Origin of the sequence: Glacieibacterium frigidum (assembly GCF_007097155.1) — a bacterium.
GTDB classification, from domain to species: Bacteria; Pseudomonadota; Alphaproteobacteria; order Sphingomonadales; family Sphingomonadaceae; genus Glacieibacterium; species Glacieibacterium frigidum.
This window is the reverse complement of sequence record NZ_VJWA01000002.1, coordinates 135,215-151,090: the sequence shown is the minus strand read 5'-3', so window position 1 is coordinate 151,090 and position 15,876 is coordinate 135,215. Positions and strand designations below refer to the sequence as shown.

Here is a 15,876-nt window from a genome sequence, read left to right as displayed (position 1 = left end):
GGACTGCGCCGCGGCAAAGCCGCGTCGTCGGACGGGCGGCGGTGTGTCCGCCGCTTCGCCGGCCGGGTTCGCGTGAGTCCGCGCGTAAGGCAGAATTCGCGAAAAGCGAGTTACGCCTTACGCGCGGCCTCTGCTCACGCGACTTGCTGAACCTCGCCCTCGGGATCGCGCAGCGCATAGCCGCGACCCCAGACGGTCTCGATGCACCCGCTCGCGCCGGTGCCGGCGGCGGCAAGCTTCTTGCGCAGCTTGCAGATGAAGACGTCGATGATCTTCAGCTCGGGCTCGTCGCGACCGCCGTAGAGGTGCGTCAGGAACATTTCCTTGGTCAGCGTCATGCCCTTGCGGAGCGACAGCATCTCGAGGATCGCATATTCCTTGCCCGTCAGATGGACGCGGTGGCCGCTGACCTCGACGGTGCGCGCGGCCAGGTCGATCGACATCGGTCCGGTGCGGATGATCGACTGGGCGTGGCCCTTCGAACGGCGGACGAGTGCGTGGACGCGCGCCAGCAACTCGGCGCGCTGAAAGGGCTTGGTGACATAATCGTCGGCGCCGATGCCGAAGCTGGTGACCTTGGCCTCGGTCTCACTGTTGCCGGTCAGGATTATGACCGGCGTCGCGATGCGCGCGACGCGCATGCGGCGGAGGACCTCGATGCCATGCAGATCGGGCAGGGTCAGGTCGAGGAGGATCGCGTCATAGTCGTAAACGCGGGCGAGTTCGATCGCTTCCTCGCCGGTTCCTGCAGTCTCGTATTCGAGCCCCGCGCCGCCGAGCATCAGCTCGATCGAACGGGCCATCAAACGGTCGTCTTCAACCAGGAGAATACGCATACTAACCCCAATGCTCTGTGGTTCGAACAGCGACCCTCCCTCGCTGGCGAGCTTGCGCCCGCCGACGTACCAGAGCGGCTTTCCAGGGGCGAGTAAAGCGTTAATGCGCATAAATCTTTCGATAGGGGTCACTTATCTAGGTTAATGCGGCTTTCAGGGTACACTCTCGAAGACCGGACGATAGATCTGGACCCGGGTGACGCGCAGGCCAGGCAGCCCGGCGCAGGATATCGCACGTTCCCAAAGACGTAGCTCCTCTTCACTCAGGTTATAGAGTTTCCTGGCCTCGTCACGGCCCAGCAGCCCACCGTGGATCGCGGCAATCACCTCGGCCTTGCGGCGGGCCACCCAGCGCCGCGTGTCGGGGGGTGGCAAATCCGCGCGGGTCAGCGGGCGGCCCAGTGGACCCGGTACCGAAGCGGGTCGTGGTGCGATGGCGTCGCCGGGCATCGTCACTCCTACGCAAATAACTCGACACTCGGATCAACGGCTCCGGCAACGCAATGTTAACCCGCCCCCATGGTTAAGGCCGTCAGGCTTGACGGGGCCGCGCATCCGCCTACGTCGCCCGCGATGCTCCTCGACGCTCCCGATCTGCCACCTGCAGGCACGCGCGTCGTCGTCGCCATGTCGGGCGGCGTCGATTCGTCGGTCGTCGCGGCGCTGTGCGTCGAAGCCGGCTGCGATGTCGTCGGCGTGACATTGCAGCTGTACCAGTCGGGCGAAGTCGCGCGGCCGGGGGCGTGCTGCGCCGGTGCAGACATCCGCGACGCGCGCGGCGTCGCGGCGCGGCTCGGCATCCCGCACTATGTCCTCGATTACGAAAGCGCTTTCCGGGCCGCGGTCATCGACGATTTCGCCGACAGCTATGCGCGCGGGGAGACCCCGGTGCCGTGCGTGCGCTGCAACCAGACGGTCAAGTTCCGCGACCTGCTCGGCGTCGCGCGCGATCTCGGCGGGGTGGCGTTGCTGACCGGCCATTACGTCCGCCGCGTTGAGGGGCCGGGTGGTGCCGAACTGCGTCGCGGCGTCGATCCGGCGAAGGACCAGAGCTATTTCCTGTACGCGACGACGGCCGAGCAGCTCGATTATCTCCGCTTTCCGCTTGGAGCCTTGAGCAAGGCGGCGGTGCGCGGCCATGCGGCGCGCCTCGGCCTGTCGGTCGCGGCCAAGCCCGACAGCCAAGACATCTGCTTCGTCCCCGGCGGCGACTATGCGGCGGTCGTGGCAAGGCTACGGCCCGAGGCGGTTGCACCCGGCGACATCGTCGATTTGTCCGGACAGGTCATCGGCCGCCACGACGGGCTAATCAATTTCACCGTCGGCCAGCGGCGCGGCATCGGCATCGGCGGGACGCGCGACCCACTGTATGCGGTGGCGCTCGACCCGTCGACGCGGCGGCTCACGGTGGGGCCGCGCGCTGCGTTGGCGGTCGCAGGCGTGACGCTGAGCGACATCAACTGGCTGGGCGGTGGCACCGCCCGTGGCGAGGTAACGGTCAAGGTGCGATCGATGGCGTTGCCCGTCGACGCGCGACTCGACGGCGACGCCCTGCGCTTTGCCGCGCCCGAGTTCGGCGTCTCGCCGGGGCAGGCGGCGGTCTTCTATGCCGGCAACCGCGTGCTGGGCGGCGGGACGATCGCGGACACCTGGCCGGTGTCAAAGGCTTGACGCGTCAAGCCGTTGACGCTGGAGATGACGCCCCGCTGACGCTTTCGGGTAGATCACCCCGGTAACCCGCTTGGCACGAAGCTTGCTGAGTACCCCTTGCAACCAGGGGTCCGGCAATGGCGAGCGGCACGACGACAGATACGGACCGGGCCTTCGCGGCCGCCCTCGACGCCGCGCGCCGCGCGCCGAACCGCCCCGCCGCCGCCGACCCCGCCAGCCTCGCGCTGCTCGCCATGGCCGAGCGCATCGGCGCGCGCGACGTCACCGTCCTGATCGGCGGCCCCACCGGCACGGGCAAGGAGGGTCTAGCCCGGCTGATCCATTCGAGTTCCCCCCGCCGCGACGCCCCCTTCGTCGCGGTCAACTGCGCCGCGCTCCCCGAGGCAATGCTCGAAGCCTTGCTCTTCGGACACGAGCGCGGCGCCTTTACCGGGGCGCAAGCGGCGGCAAAGGGCCTGCTCCGTGCCGCACACGGCGGCACGCTGCTGCTCGACGAGGTCGCCGAACTGCCGCTCGGCAGCCAAGCCAAGCTTTTGCGTGCACTGCAGGAGCGCGAGGTGCTGGCGATCGGTGCGAATACGCCGGTGCGCATCGACGTGCGGATCGTCGCGACAGCCAACCGCGACCTCGCCGCCGAAGTCGCCGCCGGCCGCTTCCGCGCCGACCTCTTCTATCGCCTCGCGGTGTTCCCGCTGGCGACGACGCGCCTTGCCGCGCGCCGGGCGGACATATTGCCGATCGCGGCGGCACTGCTGCTGCGCCTCGCCGGTGCGAACCCGCCGCGCCCGACGGCAACGGCGCTGGCCCGGCTGGTCGCGCATGACTGGCCGGGCAACGTCCGCGAACTCGGCAACGTCCTCGAGCGCGCGCTGGTGCATGCCGACGGGCCGCGCATCGAGGCGCGCGACATCGTCTTCGACGCCGGGCCGCAGGCTGAAACCGCCGTCCGCTCGCTGCCGCTGCAGGTGCAGAGCCACGAGCACGACATGATCCGCCGTACGCTGAGCGACTGCGCCGGCCGCCGCATAGACGCGGCACGCCACCTCGGCATCAGCGAGCGCACGCTGCGCTACAAGCTCGCCGCGATGGGCGCGCAGGCAACCGTCCAGTGACCCCGGTCAGCGGCTTCGACGCCCGCGGCGTGCTCGCGCTGCGGGCCGAGATCCTCGCGCGCAATGCCGCGCTCGCGCCCGCTGCGGCACCCCAGGGCGGATTCGCGTCGGCGATCGACGCGGCGCTGGCGAAGGTCAACGACAATCAGACTGCGGCTGGCGCGGCGTCGGCGGCTTATGAACGCGGCGATACGGCCGATATCGCGCAGGTGATGCTCGCCCGCCAGAAAGCGTCGATCGGCTTCGAGGCGACGCTGCAGGTCCGCAACAAGCTGCTGGGAGCCTATCGTGACGTGATGAGCATGCCGGTATGAGCGGCGCGCTTGCCGTCGCCGGGGCGGCGCCGAACTGGCGGCTGCGGCTGGAACGCGTCATCGCGCAGCCCGCGGTGCGCCGGTCGTGGCCGCTGGTCGCCGCCGTCGTGGCGCTGTTCGTCGGCCTGTTGCTCTGGTCGCTGCTGCGCAGTCCCGATACGCGGCCGGTCTATCCGGGCCTCGCCGACGCCGACAAGTCGGCCGTCGCCGACGCGCTGCGCACCGCCGACTTCGCGGTAACGATCGACTCCGCCAGCGGCGCGGTGCTGGTGCCCGCCGCACAGGTGGCGGCAGCGCGGATCCTGCTGGCGGGACAGGGCCTGCCCAAGGCCGCACCGACGAGCGGCACGATGCTGGGCGCGATGCCGCTGGGCAGCAGCCGCGCAGTCGAGGGCGCGCAGCTGAAGCTTGCGGCCGAACGCGACCTCGCCGCCAGCATCGCCGCGATCGACGCGGTCGAGAGCGCGCAGGTCCATCTCGCGACACCCGAGGCGAGCGTCTTCATCCGCGACCGCGCCGCGCCGACCGCGTCGGTGCTCGTCGTGCTCGCGGCAGGGCGGACGCTGTCCGACGCGCAAGTGCGCGCCATCGTCCACCTCGTCGCCTCCGCCGTGCCGGGTCTCGCCCCCGCGGGCGTCAGCGTCGTCGACCAGACCGGTGCGCTCCTGTCGGGGGCCGACGCCGGCGACCTGGGCGAGAGCGGTCGCATGCTCGATGTCGAGGCGCGCATGGCGGCGCAGCTGCGCCAGCGCGTCGTCCAGCTGCTGACCCCCATCGTCGGCGCCGAGAACTTCACCGCCCAGGTCACCGCCGACCTCGATTTCGCCGAGAATGCCGCGACGCGCGAGAGCCTGGCGCCCGGCACGCTCGTCAACGAGCAGGGCAGCAGCACCACCGAAACCCCGCCTCCGCCGGCGCGCGGCATCCCGGGCGCGCTGTCGAACACCATCCCCCAGGCGGCGCAGGTGTCGCTGACGCCCCCCGCCGCTGCACCGCCCGTGCCTGCAACACCGACCGGATCGAACAGTTTCACGCGCAGCTACGAGATCGGCAAGGCGGTGTCGGTGACGCGCGCGGCGCGGGGCACGCTGCGCCGCCTATCTGTCGCGGTCGTAGTGCGCGACGAGGCGCTGGGCGCGCCCAAGGGCCGGGCGGCGCGGCTGGCGACGCTGACCGGGCTGGTGCGCAGCGCGGTCGGCTTCGACGCGCGACGCGGCGACGTCGTGACGCTGGCGGGGCAGGGCTTTGCGGGCGCTGATGCGAACGCTGCGCCGGAGTGGTGGCAGGCGTATCTCGGCGATGCGGCGAAGGGGGTGCTGGGCCTTGCAGGGCTGGCGATGCTGGTCTTCGGCCTCGCGCGCCCCTGGTTGCGCGCGCGGGCGGCCGAGCGGCTCGCGGCGCTCGAAACCGTGCCGGAGGTGCTGCCCGCCCCCCTCGACTACGACGCCAAGCTGGCGGAGGCGCGGCGGCTCGCCGGGGCCGACACGGCGCGCGCGACTGCGGTCATGCGCGGCCTGCTGCGGGCCGAACCCGCATGACGCCGCAGCCGCTGACCGGCGCGCAGCAGTGCGCGGTGCTGATGCTCCTCCTCGACGAGGGGGTCGCGGCGCTGCTCCTGCGCGGCCTCGCCGCCGACGAGGTGCGCGACGTCGGCGACGCGATGCTGTCGGTCGCCGAGATCGAGCCCGCCGCAATCGACGGCGTCCTCGACATCTTCGCCGCGCGCCATGCCGAGGTCGCCGCACTGGGCCGCGACGGCGCGCAGCTGCGCACCCTGATGCACCAGGCGTTCGGCGAGCCGCGTGCCGGCGCGCTGCTCGGCCGCCTGCCGCCGCCGGTGACGCCGGTGCCCTTCGCGACGCTCGCGTGGATCGACCCCGCGACGATCGCCGCGCTGATCGAGGCAGAGCATCCGCAGGTCGGCGCTGTGCTGCTCGCGCATCTGCCTGCCGATACCGGGGCCGCCGTGCTCGCCGCGCTTCCTCCCGAGCTACAGCCCGGCCTGCTCGTCCGCCTGTCGCGTCTCGGCCCGGTGTCGGCGGCGACGCTGGCGGGGTTGGAGGCCGATCTCGAACAGGCTCTGCTCGTCCACCGTGCGGCGCGGGCTTCGACGGCGCGCGGCGGGACCGCAGCGGCGGCGCTACTGATGGGCGGAGTCGCCGATCCGGCGCGGCTGATCGAGGCGGTGCGCGGCGTCGACGACGGCCTTGCCGACGCTATCGCCGAGCAATTGTTCGTCTTCGCAGACCTGATCCGCATCGACGCGCGCGGCCTGCAGGCGGTGGTGCGCGAGGTCGACACCGAGCGGCTGGTGGTTGCGCTAAAGGGCGCCGACGCACCCCTGCGCGCCCATATCCTTGCGGCGATGTCGAGCCGCGCCGCAGCGCAGGTCGAGGATGCGCTGATGGGCCTCGGCCCGCAGAAGCGCGACGACGTGACAGCGGCGCAGGCGGGCATCGCCGGCATCGTCCGCAGCCTCGCCGAGCGCGGCGAGCTCATGCTGCCTGGCAGCGGTGCCGGCTATGTCTGAGGCCGCGACGCTGACCAGCCTGTGGCGCGCGATGGCGCCGCGCGTCGCCGAACCCGTCGCGCCGCCCGACGTCGGTGCGATCGCCGCTGCTGCCGATGCTGCTGGCGAGGCGCGCGGGCGGGCCGAGGAGCGCGCCGCGATCGAACCCTTGCGCGCCGCCCTGACAGCTGCCGAAAGTGCCCTAGTCGCGGCAACCGCGATCGATGCCGAGGCGCTGCAGCCGCTGTTCGCCGACCTCGTGACCCGCGTCGCGCGCGCCGTCGTGGAGGCCGAATTGCGTACCTCGCCCGAGGCGATCGAGCGGCTTGTTGCGGCGGCACTCGCAAGCATCGAGGTCGACGGCGCGCCGGTGCTGCATCTGTCGGCGGCCGACGCGGCGCTGCTTGAAACTCAGCTCGCTGTTGTCATCGACCCCACCCTCGCCCCCGGCGACATCCGCGTGGAGACCCCCCGCCACGTCGTCGCCGCGTCGCTGACCGCGCGCCTCGGCGAGATCGTGGGGAGCCTGTGACGGCGACCGCCGCCCTCGCGTCGCTCGCCCGCGCGGCCACGGTCCACCCGCCGACACCCCCGCGCGCCGGCGGCCGCGTCCTAGCGTTCGACGGTCTGACCATCGAGGCGGGCGGCCTCGACCTCGGCGTCGGCGCGGTCTGCGGCGTGGGGCCCGATACGCGCCCGGCGGAGGTTATCGGCTTCCGCGACGGTCGCACCTTGCTGATGGCTCTTGCGCGGACAGGACCGCTGCTGCCCGGAGCGGGCGTGGTCCCGCTGGCGGACGCCGGCCGCGTCTCGGTCGGCGAGGCGCTGCTCGGGCGCATCCTCGACGGTGGCGGACGGCCGCTCGACGGCGGCCCGGTGCCGCGCACCACGGCGCGCGTCGCGCTCGATTCGCCCGCCGCCAACCCGCTGACGCGCGGCGGCGTGCGGCAGGTGCTCGACTGCGGGATCCGCGTCGTCAACGCGCTGCTGACGCTGGGGCGCGGCCAGCGCGTCGGCATCATGGCGGGCAGCGGCGTCGGCAAGTCGGTGCTGCTCGGCCAGATCGCGCGCGCGTGCGCCGCCGACATCGTCGTCGTCGCGCTGATCGGCGAGCGCGGGCGCGAGATCGGCGATTTCGTGACCCACCAGATCGACGCCGCGACGCGCGCCCGCACCATCCTGATCGCGGTCGCCGCCGACGATGCACCGCTGCTGCGCGTCCGCGGCACGATGCGCGCGCATGCGGTGGCTGCGCATTTCGCCAGTTCGGGCCGCCACGTCCTGCTGATCGTCGACAGCCTGACCCGCGTCGCCCACGCGCAGCGCGAGATCGGCCTGGCGCTCGGCGAGGGTGCGGCGGCGCGCGGCTATCCGCCGTCGGCGATCGCGCTGGTCCCGCGCCTCGTCGAGCGTGCCGGCAACGATGCCGTCGGCGGCGGGTCGGTGACCGCGATCTACACCGTGCTCGCCGACGGCGACGACATGAACGACCCCGTCGTCGATGCCGCGCGCGGCGTGCTCGACGGGCATATCGTGCTGTCGCGCGCGGTCGCGCAGCGCGGCATCTATCCGGCGATCGATATCGCCGCGTCGGTCAGCCGCTCGATGCACGATCTGGTCGACGACGCGCACGCCGCTGCAGCGGCCGCCTTCCGCCGCGACCACGCGCTGGTCGAGGCGAACCGCGACCTCGTGCTGATGGGCGCGTACGCACCGGGCGCCGACGCCGCGCTCGACGCCGCCTTCGCGCGTGTTCCGGCGATGGAGGCGCTGCGCCGCCAGGGCCGCGCCGAGGTCTGCGATTTCGCCACTGCCCGCGCCGCGTTGATCGCCACATGAGCGCCGCGCGCCTCGCCCGGCTGCGCAGCGTCCGTGCCGTCGAACTCCGCGTTGCGCAGCGCGAGCTGGCGGCGCTGCAACGCGCGACTGTGCAAGCTGAGGCGATGGGCGCGCGTATCGAGCGGCTGATCGCCGACCTGCCGCACATCGGTCCCGCCCCGCAGGCGGCGGCCGCGACACGCGCCGCGCTCGCCGCTGCGCGCACCCGCCTCGCGGCGCGCGACGCCGATGCGGCCCCGACCCGCAGCGCAGCACTGGCGGCGGTGCAACGGCTGCACACCCGCGTCGAGGTCGTGGATACCGCTCTCGCCGCCGCGCGCCGGGAGGGCCAGCCATGATGATCGCCGCCGCATTGCCGGTCGCAGCGCCGGTCGTCGCCGCACCGGCGGGCGGGTCGGCTGCGCCGCCCGCCGACTGGCTCGCGGTCTTCGCCGCAATGCAAGTGGTGCCGGCGGTAGCGGCCGGACCGGCGTTGCCGGGCGAAGCTGGGTCGGTCGCGCCAGACGCCGATCTCACCGACGAGACGACGGCCCCACCGGTGCCGACGGGACCGCCGCTCCTTGCCATTGCGCCGCCGATGCCGCGTGGATTGGAACTGCCGACCGCTGAAGCTGCGCCCGAGGGCGATGGCGAGGCTGCCGGGAGCGAAGCCGCCGAGGCTTCGGCCGAGCTCCCCGCGGACGGCGTGGCCTGCGGCGTCGAAGTCGCCAGCGCTCCGCCCGTCCTGCTGCTCGCGACGCTGTTGTTTCCGACGATCTCGGTTGCGGACCGCCCGCCAGCCGAGCCGGTGGCTCTGCCGCCTGACGATCTTCGCTCAGCTCCCGCCCTTAGTTTCCCGGTCGCGCCTGCCGAGCGTGCGCGCAGTAGTGCGCTGCCAAGGGCGAATGCCGCGGCGGTCGTCGCGGCACCTCTCGTGCCGCTCGACACGGGCAAGGAAGTGTCGCCCCCTGTCGTCGGCGCGCCTATCATCGACGACCTTGGCCGGGCGCCCGCCAACGATGCGCTCGCGCCAGTCACTGCATCCGCGCTGCAAGCCTCGAGTGTGTCGCTGCTACCTGCGGCGAAGGTTGACGACGCGCCGCCTACGGCTCTGGCCCCGCCGCCAACCGCGCCCGCCGCCTTGCTGGTGCCGCCGCCCGTTCCGCCTGCGCCACGACCTGATCCGCCACGGCGCGGTGTGCCGGCCGGCGACGAGCCCGTCCTGCTTGCAGCGCCCGATCGGCGAGCCGTACGGCCGGTCAGCGAAAGCGATCCTCGAATCGCGCCATTGCCCACCTTCGCCGCTCCCGCCGCCGCGCCACCCGTCTTAGCCCCTGCGCCCGCCGTCGCACCTGCAGACGCTCGCCAACCTGTCGTCGATCCGCCACCCGCACCGCCCATCTCGATGACCACCGACACAATAATCGTCGCGACCGACCGGCTCGGCGCGGTGCGGGTGGCGATCGACGCGGCGGACGGGCTCGCCGTCGCGCTGTCGGTCGATCGCGGTGCGTCGGCGGCCTTGCTCAGCGCGGCGGTCGATCGGCTCGACACGGCGCTCGCGGCGTCGGGCCAGCGGCTCGAGGCGCTGTCGGTCGATGTGCGCGGCGAGACTGGCGGCCGCCGTCCGCCGCCGCCGCCCGTGCTGACGCCGCCCGAACAAGGGGCCGAAACTCCGACCCCCGCCGCGCGCCCGCGCCGCGACCGCTACGCCTGAGGACATCGCCATGGCCGACGCCGCAAAGCCCCAGGAAAAGGCGCCCGACAAGGCGAAGCCGAAGCGCGGTGCGGGCGGGCTGCTGCTCGCCGTGGGCGCTTTTATAGGCGGCGCGGCGGCGGGCGGCGCGGGTGCGGCGATGGCGCTGACGGCCTTCGCACCGCACACCGCTGCGCCCGCAAAGGGCGCGCCCGCCGCACCTTCGCCGCTCGAATACGTCGAGATCGACAATGCCTTCACCTCGAACCTGACCGACACGGGCCGCTACCTGCAGCTGCGCATCGCGGTCTCCACGACCGGCGGCGCGCCCGTCGTCGCGGCGCTGCAGACGCACAAGCTGGCGATCGTCTCCGCAGTGCTCGCGGTAATGGGCGACCTGGGCGAGGGCGACATCGCCGACAGCGGCGCCAAGACCAAGCTCAAGGGCCAGCTGCGCGAGGCGATCGACGGCGTGCTCAAGCAAAAGGCCGGCGGCGGCAGCATCGACGAGGTCTTCCTGACCAGCCTGGTCGTCCAGTGAGCGCGTCGATGATCACCGCAGCGGTCGACGATCCGCCCGTCGCGTTACGCTTTCCGCGTGCCGATGCCGCGGTCGCAGCCGTGGCGCCCGACCGCTCCGCCGATATCGCCGACTGGCTTGCCGCGCGCTGCGGGTTTGCCGCGAGCGTGGTCCCGGGCGGCGGCGCACCGCCGGCAATGACCTGGTGGCGGCGCGAGGATGGCGCGGCGTTCGGCTGCGGCGGCGGGACTGCGCTGGCGAGCGCACTGCTCGCCCGCGACTGCGGCGGGGCGTTCGAGGCCGGCGGTCCCGGGGGCGCAAGCGTCGCCCGCGCGGTTCGCGACCTCGGCATGGCCCTACGCGATGCGCTGGTACCCGGCGGTGGTTGGGCCCCGGGCGGCGAGGGCCCGGCGACGGTCCACGCGGTGACCGTCGGTGGAGTCGAGGACACGCTCGCCATCGGCATCGTCGCCGCGCCGTGCCGCGCCGCGATGCAGGCGCGCGAGACCTGGGGGCAGGGGCTCAACGCCGCGCTGTCGCGGGTCGTGCTGCCACTGCGGCTGGTGCTGCACGAGGACCGCGTCGCGATGCGCACCGTCCGCACGCTCGGCGTCGGCGACGTACTGCCGATCGCCACGGCGCGCGAGGTCGCGCTGCGCAGCGGCCGCCACCGCGTCGCGCGCGGCCGGGTGATCGACGGCGAGACCGGACGGATCGAGATCGTCGCGACGGGGGATTATCTGTGAACGCGCTGACCAACGACGATGATTTCACCGCCGCGATCGAGCGCGCGACCGCGCCGCCGGGGCTGGGTGCGCTCGGCCATATCGAGATGCGCCTGTCGGTCGAGATCGGCGCGGCGCGGCTGACGCTGGCGGCGCTGTCGGCGCTTGAGCCCGGCGGCATCGTCGAACTCGACCGGCGCAGCGATGAACTGATCGACATTCTCGTCAACGACCGGCTGCTGGCGCGCGGCGAAGTCGTCACCATCGGCGACCGCTTCGGCGTCCGCCTCGTCGAGCTCGTCGCATGACCGACGCGGCGTGGCGGCTGGCGTGGGTGCTGCCGGCGATCCTGATGTTGCTCGGCGGTGTGCTCGTCGCGGCGCGGCGCGGGCTGATCCGGCTGCCGGGGGCGAGCGTCGGCGCGCCGCCGCTCAAGGTCGTGCAGGTCGTCGCGCTGACACCGGTGTCCAGGCTCGTCGTTGCGGAGTTCGGCGGCGAGACATTGCTGATCGGCGCGGGGCGCGAGGGCCTGCGCCTGCTGGTGCGGGCATGACGCCAACGATCGCCTCGGTCGCGCAGGCGCCGCTGACGCTGCCGCTGCAGATCCTGCTGCTGATGACGGTGCTGACGCTGCTGCCGTCGCTGCTGCTGATGATGACCGGCTTCACGCGCATCCTGATCGTGCTGGCGATCGTCCGCCAGGCGATCGGGCTGGGCCAGTCGCCGCCCAACCAGCTCCTCGTCGGGCTCGCGCTGTTCCTGACCCTGTTCGTCATGCGCCCGACGGTGACCGCGATCGAGGCCGACGCCTACCGCCCCTATGCCGCCGGCACCATCGCCGCCGAAGTCGCGATCGAGCGCGCCGGCAAGCATCTCCACGCCTTCATGCGCGCTCAGACGCGAGAGAAGGACGTCCGGCTGTTCGCCAACCTCGCCAAGGCCGGGCCCTTCGCGAGCCCCGCCGACATCCCGATGAGCATCTTGGTGCCGGCGTTTGCGACCAGCGAACTCAAGACGGCGTTCGAGATCGGTTTCCTCATCTATCTGCCGTTCCTCGTCATCGACCTGGTGGTCGCGAGCATCCTGATGGCGCTTGGCATGATGATGGTCTCGCCGACCCTGATCTCGCTGCCCTTCAAGCTGCTGCTGTTCGTCGCCGTCGATGGCTGGGCGCTGCTGCTCGGGTCGCTGGCGGCGAGTTTCGCGTGACGGATGCCGACCTGATCGCCGACGCCGCGTCGCGGGCGCTGCTCGTGGTGCTCGAGGTCGCGGCACCCGTCGTGGTGCCCATCGTCGTGGTCGCGCTGGTCGTCGGGCTGGTGCAGGCCGCAACCTCGATCAACGAGGCGAGCCTCAGCTTCATCCCCAAGCTGCTCGCCGCGGGCGGCGCGCTGGCGCTCGGCGGCGCGCTGATGCTGCGCTTGCTGACCGACTTCACCCACGAACTCTACGGCCGCATCCCGGACCTGCTGCGATGATCGCGGCGTGGCTCGCCGCGCCCGAAGCCGAGCTGGCGAAGCTGTTGTTCGCGAGCATCCGCGGCGGCGCGGCGTTGGCGCTCCTGCCCGGTATCGGCGGGGCGCTGCTGCCGATCCGCGTCCGCATCGGGTTGGCAGGCGCGCTCGGCTGGCTGGTCGCGGGGTCGGTGACCGTGCCCGACGGCGGCGCGCTGCTCGGCGCGGTGGCGGGCGAGGTGATGATCGGCGCGGCGGTCGGTGTCTTGCTGCAGGCGCTGTTCGCCACCGCTAGCGTCGCGGGCGAACTGCTCGCGCAGGCGATGGGGCTGGGCTTCGCGACGATCGTCCAGCCCGGCGGCACGACGAGCCCGGTCGTCACGACCTTCCTGTCGCTGCTGCTCTGGGCAGTGTTCATCGGCCTCGACGGCCATGCGCGGCTGTTCGCGCTCCTCGTCCACAGCTTCGCGACGTTGCCGCCGGGCGCGGTGCCCGACGTCGGTGAGGTCGCACGGCTGGGCGGTTTCGCCTTCGCCACCGGCGCACTGCTCGCGCTGCCCGTCGCGGGCGTGCTGGTGCTCGCTAATCTATGGCTCGCGGTGCTGGCGAAGAGCGCGCCGCAGCTCAACCTGTTCTCGGTCGGCTTCGCGGTGCTCACCGTCGTCGGCCTCGTCGCGCTGCCGCTCGCGCTGCCGGTGATGATGGGGACGATGGGCGATGCGGTCGCCGACGCGCAGGCTAGACTTGCGACGCTGCTGCTCGCCTGATGGCCGAGGGCGAAAAGACGCATGATCCTACGACCAAGCGCCGCGAGGATGCGGCGAAGCGCGGCGACGTCTGGCAGTCGCGCGAGCTCGGTACCGCGCTCGTCGGCATCGCAACGCTGGCAGCCGCCGCGTGGTGCGGCCCGGCGCTGGTCGCGGGGTGCGCGCAGCTCGTCGCGCAGGGGCTCGGCGCACCCGGCGATCCGCCCGCGATCGGCGGGCTGGTCGTGCCGCTTGCGGTCATGGCGGGGCTGATCGTCGTCGCGGGTATCGCGGGGCCGCTGCTGCTCGGTGCGCGCTGGTCTGGGCAGGCGGCGGCGCCCAAGGCGTCGCGCCTCGATCCGCTCGCGGGATGCAAGCGCATGATCGGACCGCAGGGGCTGATCGAGCTGGGCAAGGCGCTGGTCAAGGCCGTGCTGCTCGGCGGTGTCGGCTGGGCGGCGATCGACGCGCCGCTGATCGCGTCGGGCGACCTGATGGGCGGCGCGGCGCGGCTGGGCGGGCAGATCGTCGCGCTGCTCGCGGGCCTCGCGGTGGCGCTGGCGATCGTCGCCGCGCTCGACCTGCCGCTGACCCGCGCACAGTGGTGGGGCAAGCTGCGCATGACCCTCCAGGAGGTCCGCGACGAGCACAAGGAGTCGGAGGGCTCGTCCGAGGTCCGCGCGCAGCAGCGCCAGCGCGCCCGCGCCGCCGCGCGCGCCGCGCTGCATCCAGCGATGGCCGATGCGACGGTGGTGACGGTCAACCCGGCCGAGTTCGCGGTCGCGCTGCGCTATGTGCCGGGGCGCGATGCGTGCCCGGTTGTCGTCGCCAAGGGGCGCGACGTCGTGGCGGCGGCGATCCGCGACCTCGCGGCCGAGAACAAGGTGCCGGTGCTGCGCTATCCGCAGCTGACGCGCGGCATCTTCTTCACCGCCAAGGTCGGCGCGCCGATCCGCGACGACCTGTTCGGCGCGGTGGCGGCGGTGCTGGCGTATGTCTTCAGCGTCGACCGCGACGTCCCGCCCGAGGTCGCGGTGCCGCCGTCGGCGCATTTCGACGCCGACGGCCGCCGCGTTTAAGCTCGCGGCTTCGCGCGCGTTAACCCTGTCATGGCGAGCATCGCGAACACGCTTGGGGTCGGTTCGGGGGTCGATACCACCGCACTGATCGATGCGCTGGTCAGCGCCGACCGAGCGCCTCGCGATGCCGCGCTGAAGGTCCGCGGCGACCGTGCCGCGGCTAGGCAGGCGGGGCTGGGGCAGATCGGCTCGGCGCTCGATGCGCTGGTCGCGGCGATGGCGAGCCGGACGCGCGGCGGTGCGCTGGGGCCGCTCCCGGGCAGCAGCGACACCGGTGTCATCACCGCGCGCGCCACGGCGGGCGCGACGCGCAACCTGCAGCCGACGAGCATCGAGGTGCGGGCGCTGGCGGGCGGCCAGTCGCTGGTGTCGGCGGCGCTCGCGTCGGCGGCGGCACCGGTGGGGCAGGGGACGCTGAGTCTGACGCTGGGCCGCATGACCCCCGACGGCGACGGCTTCACCTTCGCCGGGGTGGCAGCGGGGACCGAAATCGTCATCGGGCCGGGCGACGACAGCCTGACCGGCCTCGCCGCCGCGATCAACCGCGCCCAGACCAGCGTACGCGCCAGCATCGTCGACGACGGCAGCGGTGCGCGCCTGTCGCTGAAAGGCCCGACCGGCGCGGCATCGGCGTTCATCCTGACCGCCAGCGGCGACCCCGGCCTCGACCGGTTCGTCCATGCGCCCGCCGCCTCGGCGATGACCGTCGCGGCGACGGCGCGCGACGCCGACCTGCGCGTCGACGGTATCGCGGTGACCCGGCCGACGAACAGCGTCGCCGACCTGATCCCCGGCGTCCGCCTCGACCTCGTGCGCGCCGCCGCGGGCACGGCCGTCACCGTCGCCGCAACGCGCGACACCGGGGGACTCGCGAGCGCGGTCGGCGACCTGGCGGACGCGCTCAACGCGCTGCACGATCTCAACGCGACCCTGACTCGCGGCGCGAGCAACGGCGAGGCGGCGGGCGCGCTGGCGGGCGACGCGACGGTGCGCGGGCTGCAGCGCCAGCTCAGCGGGCTGACCGTCGGCGCGGGAGGACTCGCGAGCGTCGGACTGACGACGCAGCGCAGCGGGCAGGTCAGCGTCGATACCGCGCGCCTCGCCAAGGCGCTTGAGGCCGACCCCGACGGCGTCGAGGCGCTGCTCGTCCGCCTGACCGCCCCCGGCGGCGCGCTGGTTGGCGCGCTCGGCGCACTGGGCAGCGGCGCGACCGACCGGCTGGCACGCGAACAGCGCGGCATCGCCAACGAACAGGCCGCGCAGGAAACCCGCAGTGCCGCGCTGCGCACTCAGCTGACCCGCCAATATGCCGCGATGGAGCGCGCCGTCGGCGGCTTCAAGGCCACCCAGTCCTACCTCGATCAGCAGATCAAGGCGTGGAACCGCGACACCTGAA

Annotated in this window: 20 protein-coding genes; 18 read left to right on the top strand and 2 right to left on the bottom strand. The window is 72.9% G+C overall.

Annotation, left to right across the window (positions count from 1 at the left end):
- Nucleotides 1–134: 134 nt before the first annotated feature.
- Both ctrA and sciP read right to left on the bottom strand, forming a co-directional pair.
- Nucleotides 135–836: a response regulator transcription factor CtrA gene (gene ctrA / locus FMM06_RS10250; RefSeq protein WP_144237310.1), complete on the bottom strand. Its 702-nt coding sequence runs from the start codon at nt 834–836 to the stop codon at nt 135–137.
- A gap of 153 nt (nt 837–989) precedes the next feature.
- Nucleotides 990–1,286, bottom strand: coding sequence for a CtrA inhibitor SciP (gene sciP, locus FMM06_RS10245; RefSeq protein ID WP_144237309.1), 297 nt, complete (start codon nt 1,284–1,286; stop codon nt 990–992).
- A gap of 123 nt (nt 1,287–1,409) precedes the next feature.
- On the opposite strand from sciP, the gene mnmA reads away from it, so the two are divergent.
- The 18 genes from mnmA (at nt 1,410) to fliD (ending at nt 15,875) form a co-directional block, all read left to right on the top strand.
- Nucleotides 1,410–2,507 (top strand): tRNA 2-thiouridine(34) synthase MnmA, encoded by a 1,098-nt coding sequence (gene mnmA / locus FMM06_RS10240; protein ID WP_144237308.1) that lies wholly within the window; start codon nt 1,410–1,412, stop codon nt 2,505–2,507.
- Between the two features lie 116 nt (nt 2,508–2,623).
- A complete protein-coding gene (locus FMM06_RS10235) occupies nt 2,624–3,619 on the top strand; it encodes a sigma 54-interacting transcriptional regulator (protein WP_144237307.1) in 996 nt (331 codons plus the stop codon).
- Nucleotides 3,616–3,933 (top strand): flagellar hook-basal body complex protein FliE, encoded by a 318-nt coding sequence (fliE, locus tag FMM06_RS10230; RefSeq protein WP_144237306.1) that lies wholly within the window; start codon nt 3,616–3,618, stop codon nt 3,931–3,933. The genes FMM06_RS10235 and fliE overlap by 4 nt, the downstream gene beginning before the upstream one ends.
- Complete coding sequence (gene fliF / locus FMM06_RS10225; protein WP_144237305.1) at nt 3,930–5,471, top strand: flagellar basal-body MS-ring/collar protein FliF; 1,542 nt, start codon at nt 3,930–3,932, stop codon at nt 5,469–5,471. The genes fliE and fliF overlap by 4 nt, the downstream gene beginning before the upstream one ends.
- Nucleotides 5,468–6,463 (top strand): flagellar motor switch protein FliG, encoded by a 996-nt coding sequence (locus FMM06_RS10220; protein ID WP_144237304.1) that lies wholly within the window; start codon nt 5,468–5,470, stop codon nt 6,461–6,463. The genes fliF and FMM06_RS10220 overlap by 4 nt, the downstream gene beginning before the upstream one ends.
- On the top strand, nt 6,456–6,974 hold the full coding sequence (locus FMM06_RS10215) for a FliH/SctL family protein (RefSeq protein WP_144237303.1): 519 nt from the start codon (nt 6,456–6,458) through the stop codon (nt 6,972–6,974). Before FMM06_RS10220 ends, FMM06_RS10215 begins: the two co-directional genes overlap by 8 nt.
- Nucleotides 6,971–8,281 carry a FliI/YscN family ATPase gene (locus tag FMM06_RS10210; protein WP_144237302.1) on the top strand — a complete coding sequence of 437 codons (1,311 nt, stop codon included), beginning with the start codon at nt 6,971–6,973 and terminating at the stop codon, nt 8,279–8,281. Before FMM06_RS10215 ends, FMM06_RS10210 begins: the two co-directional genes overlap by 4 nt.
- Nucleotides 8,278–8,619 (top strand): hypothetical protein, encoded by a 342-nt coding sequence (locus FMM06_RS10205; RefSeq protein WP_144237301.1) that lies wholly within the window; start codon nt 8,278–8,280, stop codon nt 8,617–8,619. Before FMM06_RS10210 ends, FMM06_RS10205 begins: the two co-directional genes overlap by 4 nt.
- A complete protein-coding gene (locus tag FMM06_RS10200) occupies nt 8,616–9,977 on the top strand; it encodes a hypothetical protein (protein ID WP_144237300.1) in 1,362 nt (453 codons plus the stop codon). Before FMM06_RS10205 ends, FMM06_RS10200 begins: the two co-directional genes overlap by 4 nt.
- Before the next feature lie 10 nt (nt 9,978–9,987).
- On the top strand, nt 9,988–10,497 hold the full coding sequence (locus tag FMM06_RS10195; RefSeq protein WP_144237299.1) for a flagellar basal body-associated FliL family protein: 510 nt from the start codon (nt 9,988–9,990) through the stop codon (nt 10,495–10,497).
- 8 nt (nt 10,498–10,505) lie between these two features.
- Entirely contained in the window at nt 10,506–11,222 is a 717-nt protein-coding gene (locus FMM06_RS10190) for a FliM/FliN family flagellar motor switch protein (RefSeq protein WP_144237298.1), read from the top strand.
- Nucleotides 11,219–11,509: a FliM/FliN family flagellar motor switch protein gene (locus FMM06_RS10185; protein ID WP_235889271.1), complete on the top strand. Its 291-nt coding sequence runs from the start codon at nt 11,219–11,221 to the stop codon at nt 11,507–11,509. The genes FMM06_RS10190 and FMM06_RS10185 overlap by 4 nt, the downstream gene beginning before the upstream one ends.
- The gene (locus FMM06_RS10180; RefSeq protein WP_144237297.1) at nt 11,506–11,754 is read left to right on the top strand and encodes a flagellar biosynthetic protein FliO; all 249 of its coding nucleotides are present in this window, start codon (nt 11,506–11,508) and stop codon (nt 11,752–11,754) included. Before FMM06_RS10185 ends, FMM06_RS10180 begins: the two co-directional genes overlap by 4 nt.
- Nucleotides 11,703–12,410 (top strand): flagellar type III secretion system pore protein FliP, encoded by a 708-nt coding sequence (gene fliP, locus FMM06_RS10175; RefSeq protein ID WP_407925204.1) that lies wholly within the window; start codon nt 11,703–11,705, stop codon nt 12,408–12,410. Before FMM06_RS10180 ends, fliP begins: the two co-directional genes overlap by 52 nt.
- Complete coding sequence (locus FMM06_RS10170; RefSeq protein ID WP_144237295.1) at nt 12,407–12,679, top strand: flagellar biosynthetic protein FliQ; 273 nt, start codon at nt 12,407–12,409, stop codon at nt 12,677–12,679. Before fliP ends, FMM06_RS10170 begins: the two co-directional genes overlap by 4 nt.
- On the top strand, nt 12,676–13,422 hold the full coding sequence (locus FMM06_RS10165) for a flagellar biosynthetic protein FliR (RefSeq protein ID WP_144237294.1): 747 nt from the start codon (nt 12,676–12,678) through the stop codon (nt 13,420–13,422). Before FMM06_RS10170 ends, FMM06_RS10165 begins: the two co-directional genes overlap by 4 nt.
- Nucleotides 13,422–14,480, top strand: coding sequence for an EscU/YscU/HrcU family type III secretion system export apparatus switch protein (locus FMM06_RS10160; protein ID WP_144237293.1), 1,059 nt, complete (start codon nt 13,422–13,424; stop codon nt 14,478–14,480). Before FMM06_RS10165 ends, FMM06_RS10160 begins: the two co-directional genes overlap by 1 nt.
- Nucleotides 14,481–14,510: 30 nt before the next feature.
- Nucleotides 14,511–15,875 (top strand): flagellar filament capping protein FliD, encoded by a 1,365-nt coding sequence (gene fliD / locus FMM06_RS10155; protein ID WP_144237292.1) that lies wholly within the window; start codon nt 14,511–14,513, stop codon nt 15,873–15,875.
- The last annotated feature ends 1 nt before the right edge of the window (nt 15,876 follow it).